This window comes from Marisediminitalea oceani, from assembly GCF_003731635.1.
In the GTDB taxonomy this organism is placed as follows: Bacteria; Pseudomonadota; Gammaproteobacteria; order Enterobacterales; family Alteromonadaceae; genus Alteromonas; species Alteromonas oceani.
The window spans coordinates 1-4,424 of the sequence record NZ_RCUA01000066.1 but is presented as its reverse complement, the minus strand read 5'-3'; the positions used below and the strand labels follow the sequence as shown (position 1 = coordinate 4,424).

The following is a 4,424-nucleotide window of genomic DNA, read 5'->3' as shown; positions in this document are numbered from 1 at the left end:
TTGATACTTATTGAGCCTTCTCCCCAGCTTAGCCAATTTCTTGGCTAAGCTGGAAGGCGACCAAACCCAAACGGAGAAGACTCAATGCAATTTTATACTAACTTACATCCTTTTTACTGCGGAATCGATCTTCATGCGCGAATGCTCTACGTTTGCATCCTCGATGAGCGTGGCGACATTCTGGTTCACAAGAAGATTAAAGACTCGCCTGAACAGCTTTTAACACTGCTTTCTCCCTATCTGGGGAATATCATAGTCGGTGCCGAATGTATGCATTGCTGGTATTGGCTCAGTGATTTTTGCGAACAGCACAACATCGACTTTATTCTTGGCCACGCCTTGTACATGAAAGCTATTCATGGCGGCAAAACCAAAAATGATAAAATTGACGCGTATAAAATTGCCAAGCTTATGCGGGGCGGCAATTTCCCTCTGGCTTATGTTTATCCGAAGGAAAAACGGGCTATCCGGGACTTATTACGAAGACGAACCCATGCCATGCGCCACAGTGCTGAATTAAAAGCCTTTGTTAAGAATGCGCTTGCCCAGTACAACCTGCCTCTTCCCGAAAAATCAGATTTAAGTTACACCACGGGCCGGGATGCTATGCGCGGCTATTTTCCTGACCCACTGGTACAACGCAGTGTGGATATGAATCTGCGTCTGATTGAAATTTATGACCATGAAGTTAGCAGTATCGAATGTTATGTAGAGAAGATAACTAAAAATGACAACGGCCGTGACTATCATCTGCTACGTTCATTGCCGGGTGTCGGACGGGTTTTGGCTCTGACAATTCTTTACGAGATTGGCAATATCCAACGCTTTGAGAGTGTTCAGAAGTTCGCCTCCTATTCACGGCTGGTCAAATGCAAAGCGGAATCAGCAGGCAAAACATACGGTACTCAGGGCAATAAAATCGGTAATGCACATCTTAAGTGGGCATTCTCGGAAGCAGCGGTGTTGTTCTTGAAAGGCAACCCACGTGCACAAGCATATCTCGCTAAGTTACAAAAGCGCATGAGTAAAGCAAAAGCACTCTCGGCCCTGGCCCATAAACTCGGGCGATGCATGTATTATATGTTGAAGAATAAAACGGTGTTCGACAGTGAACGCTTTTTAGCAGGGTAAGTCGCGCAGGCAGATGAGCTGAAAATCTAACTGGTCGAATGGCGAGTATCATGTTTATCACTTATTTAGGCATGTGAACCTGCAATGTGATGAACTATACCGGTGTCCACAGCCACCACGCTTTGATTAGACATCTGCCTGTTGCGCAACAATACCCTGTGCTAAATCGCTTGCACCTGCACTGAGCCTTCCACTAACTGGCGAGAATAATCAGCCATTACGTTTTGAATAGTGCCAGCATCAGGTTAACCGATGAATGTCTAGTGCCCCTGCGCCCGCCACGGATTGCCCGGCAGCAGGCAGCGATGAGATCGCACTAAGAGAGCCTCTATATGTGTTTGCCGCAGGCGAAGCCTGACGATGACCATGACAGATGAAGTTAAGAGGTTTAGCACAGGGACTTGAACTGGCTGCTGACGCAGCCAGAGAATTGTTATTACCTATTGACGGGAGTTGGGCTCATATGTGTTATGTTCTTCGATTATATTCATTCAGAGCGACTGCTAATTTAACCTGCCCATTTTTGCTCAACCCTCTTTTATAATCTTTTAGACTAGAAGTAATTGGCTTTCCCAACAAACTATTGCCGAGGTTACACAATTCCAAACTAACCAAATACTCGCCTTGAACTAAAATTTTAAAGTGAGTATCGCGATCGTCTGGGATTTTATCTAAAACAATTGCATTTTCTGGGTTAAAGCCTAACTGTCCAATAGCTTTAACTACTTCGGTTGCAGCAGTTAGTGAGACGCTGTTTTTTAATATTTCTTCTCGAAAATCGGACTCTAGCTTTGAACCAATTAATTTCATTTCTCAATGTTTCCAGAGAACATACCGCCCCAATCAGGGGCTTTTAATAGTTGGCTAAAATGTGTAGCGAAGCGGAACCGAGCCAACTGTTAAAAGTCCCGCACTGAATTGGCTTGTTATGTGAATCTACACCTTATTTTTCTTGTGGTTTAAAAACAACTGCTGGTACAGAGTTCCCCACTTCTAATATCGATTCTAACTCTGAGTAATTTTCCTTCATATCTATCAGTAAAGAGTACCAATTAGAGCCTGATATTCTAGAACCAATTACCCACGTACCAGCATTAGTTATCACATTACCTGAAACTTCGAAGCAAAGAGGATTCAATATATTTATTCTTTGTGATCCTGATATATTGAACGATTTAAAGCAATAACGCCCAGGCTCCAAATAAACGGCTTTTGCCTTCCCGTTTTGATGAATTGACTTTATTTTCTGTGTCCTTTCATTAATTAATTGGTAAGTGCTGTATTTCTTAAAATATGTTTTCTTTATAGGTTTATTCTTGTTATTTAACTCAACTTTGTGAATTGAAATTAAAGTATTCGGTTCATTTGCCCAAGTTGTAGTACAGACAATTAACAATAAGACAAAAAATAAACTCCTTCTCATAGACTCGTACCCTAGTAATTCACATAACACCTAAATATGGGGCACAAACAGGCAGGCTACAATGGCGAAGCAGCCTGCCTGTTGGTGTCCCAGCCCGCCTGCGGGCGACATAATTTTTTTGTTATGTACGATTAAAAAACTACCTTGTAGCAACTGCCCCTACCCCTTAAAACGAGTTTTGAATAAAGAATAAAAGGTAGATACTAATAGCACTATTAGAGCAAGCAAACCTAACCATAGAGATGCCAAGTAATAAAAGACAGTTGCAGTACCTGAGGAAACGGAAAATAGCCCACAATCATAGCCGCATGTTTCCATTCTATATGCCGCAAATGCGAATATAGCTAGCAAACATATAAAAGCGATCAGGCTAATATTCCTTATTTTTCTCAGCACTCAAAACTCCATTTTTACAGCTAAGTACATAACACTTAAATATGGGGCACAAACAGGCAGGCTACAATGGCGAAGCCGCCTGCCTGCTTGTGTCCCAGCCCGCCTGCGGGCGACATGATTTTTTTGTTATGTGCCATTAACCGATTTAGCCACAACAAACCCACTGAAACCTATAGCTGACTCTATATACCAGCCACTGTAATTATTACTTTGAAGATAATTTACTGTAGTTTCAATATCACCTTTCCATATATCAACGCCAAAATGTCGATTCCAATTTTGGAGATTATCCCTTTCGTTTTCGAAGAGAGTGCTAATCGGCACATTTTCAATGTCTGTGATAATCGAATATGCAGTGTGGACGAAGTGATAAATAGCTACTTCCGTGAAGGTGATTTCCGAAAAATCAGTTTCTTTACCAGGGTAACCAAACCCCAAATATAACCTTATAGTTTTACCGTGGTCGGTAACTTCGTATTTTTGAAGATGATAATCATAAAATCTCAACATCGCCTATTTAGCTTCCTTGGCACATAACGCCCAACTTTGGGGCATGAACATGCAGGCTAAAATTGGAGCGAAGCGACTGAGCCTGCATGTTTATGTCCCAGTGAGCGCCAGCGAACGACAACAGTTGTTTGTTAGCTCTTGGACGGTGAGAAGACAACCGGTACCGAAAATTTTATTCTTGATAACGAGGAGTTTTCGTTTTGAGAGGAGCCATCTGTCCCGAGTTTTACTGCGCCTAAGTGAACACCGATACCACCTTTAGTATTCGACTTATTACCTTCAGTTAAAGCTATATCGAAATCGACTTGCGATATCGCGTGTCCATTTTCGTCCCATGTCGCCTTTGCTTCTTTGAGATATCCCTGCATCTGGGTTGAACCAATTTTAGCCTCGTGCTGTGCAGCATGATCACTAGCCTCAGATACAGCTTCAATGATTTCTGATAAAGCAGTCTTTATAAACTCTTTTAATTCCATAGTCCTTTAATCCTCTTAAGAGCTAACGCCCTAATTTGGCGGCACAAACGCGTGGGCTATACTGCGAAGCAGAGCCCGCGTGTTTGTGTCCCCAACATTTGTTTGTTAGGTATCTTGCTAACCATAAACAAGAAAATACAACAGATTGACACCCATAATTGCAAAAATTAAATAGGTGCTCCAGCGAATATATTTATTTACATCATATCCTTTAACTGAGGCACATAATGAAGCCAAAGCCCAACAGGGAGTTCCATAAAGTGACGCAATTGCGGGCCCCATTAATAATTCCCAACATGCTTTCCCAGAACATTGCACGTACAGAAAATAAAAATAGATGAGCAGCCCAAAAAACCAAATGCCTGCTGCTGCAAATAATGAATAAAATACTGTTACAAACTGCCGATGGCGACGTTCCAAAGTAGATACCTAGACACAATGACTCCCTGTGAAATGCTAGCCTCCGCATTTTCGTGGGTTAACTTTTC

General features: G+C 42.0%; 6 protein-coding genes. 1 reads left to right on the top strand and 5 read right to left on the bottom strand.

The annotated features are described in order from the left end of the window. Positions 1-84: 84 nt before the first annotated feature. A complete protein-coding gene (locus D9T21_RS16825) occupies positions 85-1,131 on the top strand; it encodes an IS110 family RNA-guided transposase (RefSeq protein WP_123324454.1) in 1,047 nt (348 codons plus the stop codon). A 468-nt stretch (positions 1,132-1,599) separates the two neighbouring features. Here D9T21_RS16825 and D9T21_RS16820 read toward each other — a convergent pair whose 3' ends face one another. From D9T21_RS16820 to D9T21_RS22780, 5 genes are all read right to left on the bottom strand, one after another. Continuing rightward, on the bottom strand, positions 1,600-1,941 hold the full coding sequence (locus D9T21_RS16820) for a hypothetical protein (protein ID WP_123326243.1): 342 nt from the start codon (positions 1,939-1,941) through the stop codon (positions 1,600-1,602). Between the two features lie 133 nt (positions 1,942-2,074). Continuing rightward, positions 2,075-2,554 carry a hypothetical protein gene (locus D9T21_RS16815; protein WP_123326241.1) on the bottom strand — a complete coding sequence of 160 codons (480 nt, stop codon included), beginning with the start codon at positions 2,552-2,554 and terminating at the stop codon, positions 2,075-2,077. A 522-nt stretch (positions 2,555-3,076) separates the two neighbouring features. After that, the gene (locus D9T21_RS16805; protein ID WP_123326237.1) at positions 3,077-3,460 is read right to left on the bottom strand and encodes a hypothetical protein; all 384 of its coding nucleotides are present in this window, start codon (positions 3,458-3,460) and stop codon (positions 3,077-3,079) included. Between the two features lie 131 nt (positions 3,461-3,591). Further along, positions 3,592-3,936 carry a hypothetical protein gene (locus D9T21_RS16800; RefSeq protein ID WP_123326235.1) on the bottom strand — a complete coding sequence of 115 codons (345 nt, stop codon included), beginning with the start codon at positions 3,934-3,936 and terminating at the stop codon, positions 3,592-3,594. Positions 3,937-4,053: 117 nt separating this feature from the next. Then, a complete protein-coding gene (locus D9T21_RS22780; protein ID WP_164464728.1) occupies positions 4,054-4,356 on the bottom strand; it encodes a hypothetical protein in 303 nt (100 codons plus the stop codon). Between the last annotated feature and the right edge of the window lie 68 nt (positions 4,357-4,424).

Bases quoted from the DNA above. Each gene is read 5' to 3' on its own strand.
- D9T21_RS16825 (WP_123324454.1), top strand. From the start codon at position 85: ATGCAATTTTATACTAACTTACATCCTTTTTACTGCGGAATCGATCTT.
- D9T21_RS16820 (WP_123326243.1), bottom strand. From the start codon at position 1,941: ATGAAATTAATTGGTTCAAAGCTAGAGTCCGATTTTCGAGAAGAAATA.
- D9T21_RS16815 (WP_123326241.1), bottom strand. From the start codon at position 2,554: ATGAGAAGGAGTTTATTTTTTGTCTTATTGTTAATTGTCTGTACTACA.
- D9T21_RS16805 (WP_123326237.1), bottom strand. From the start codon at position 3,460: ATGTTGAGATTTTATGATTATCATCTTCAAAAATACGAAGTTACCGAC.
- D9T21_RS16800 (WP_123326235.1), bottom strand. From the start codon at position 3,936: ATGGAATTAAAAGAGTTTATAAAGACTGCTTTATCAGAAATCATTGAA.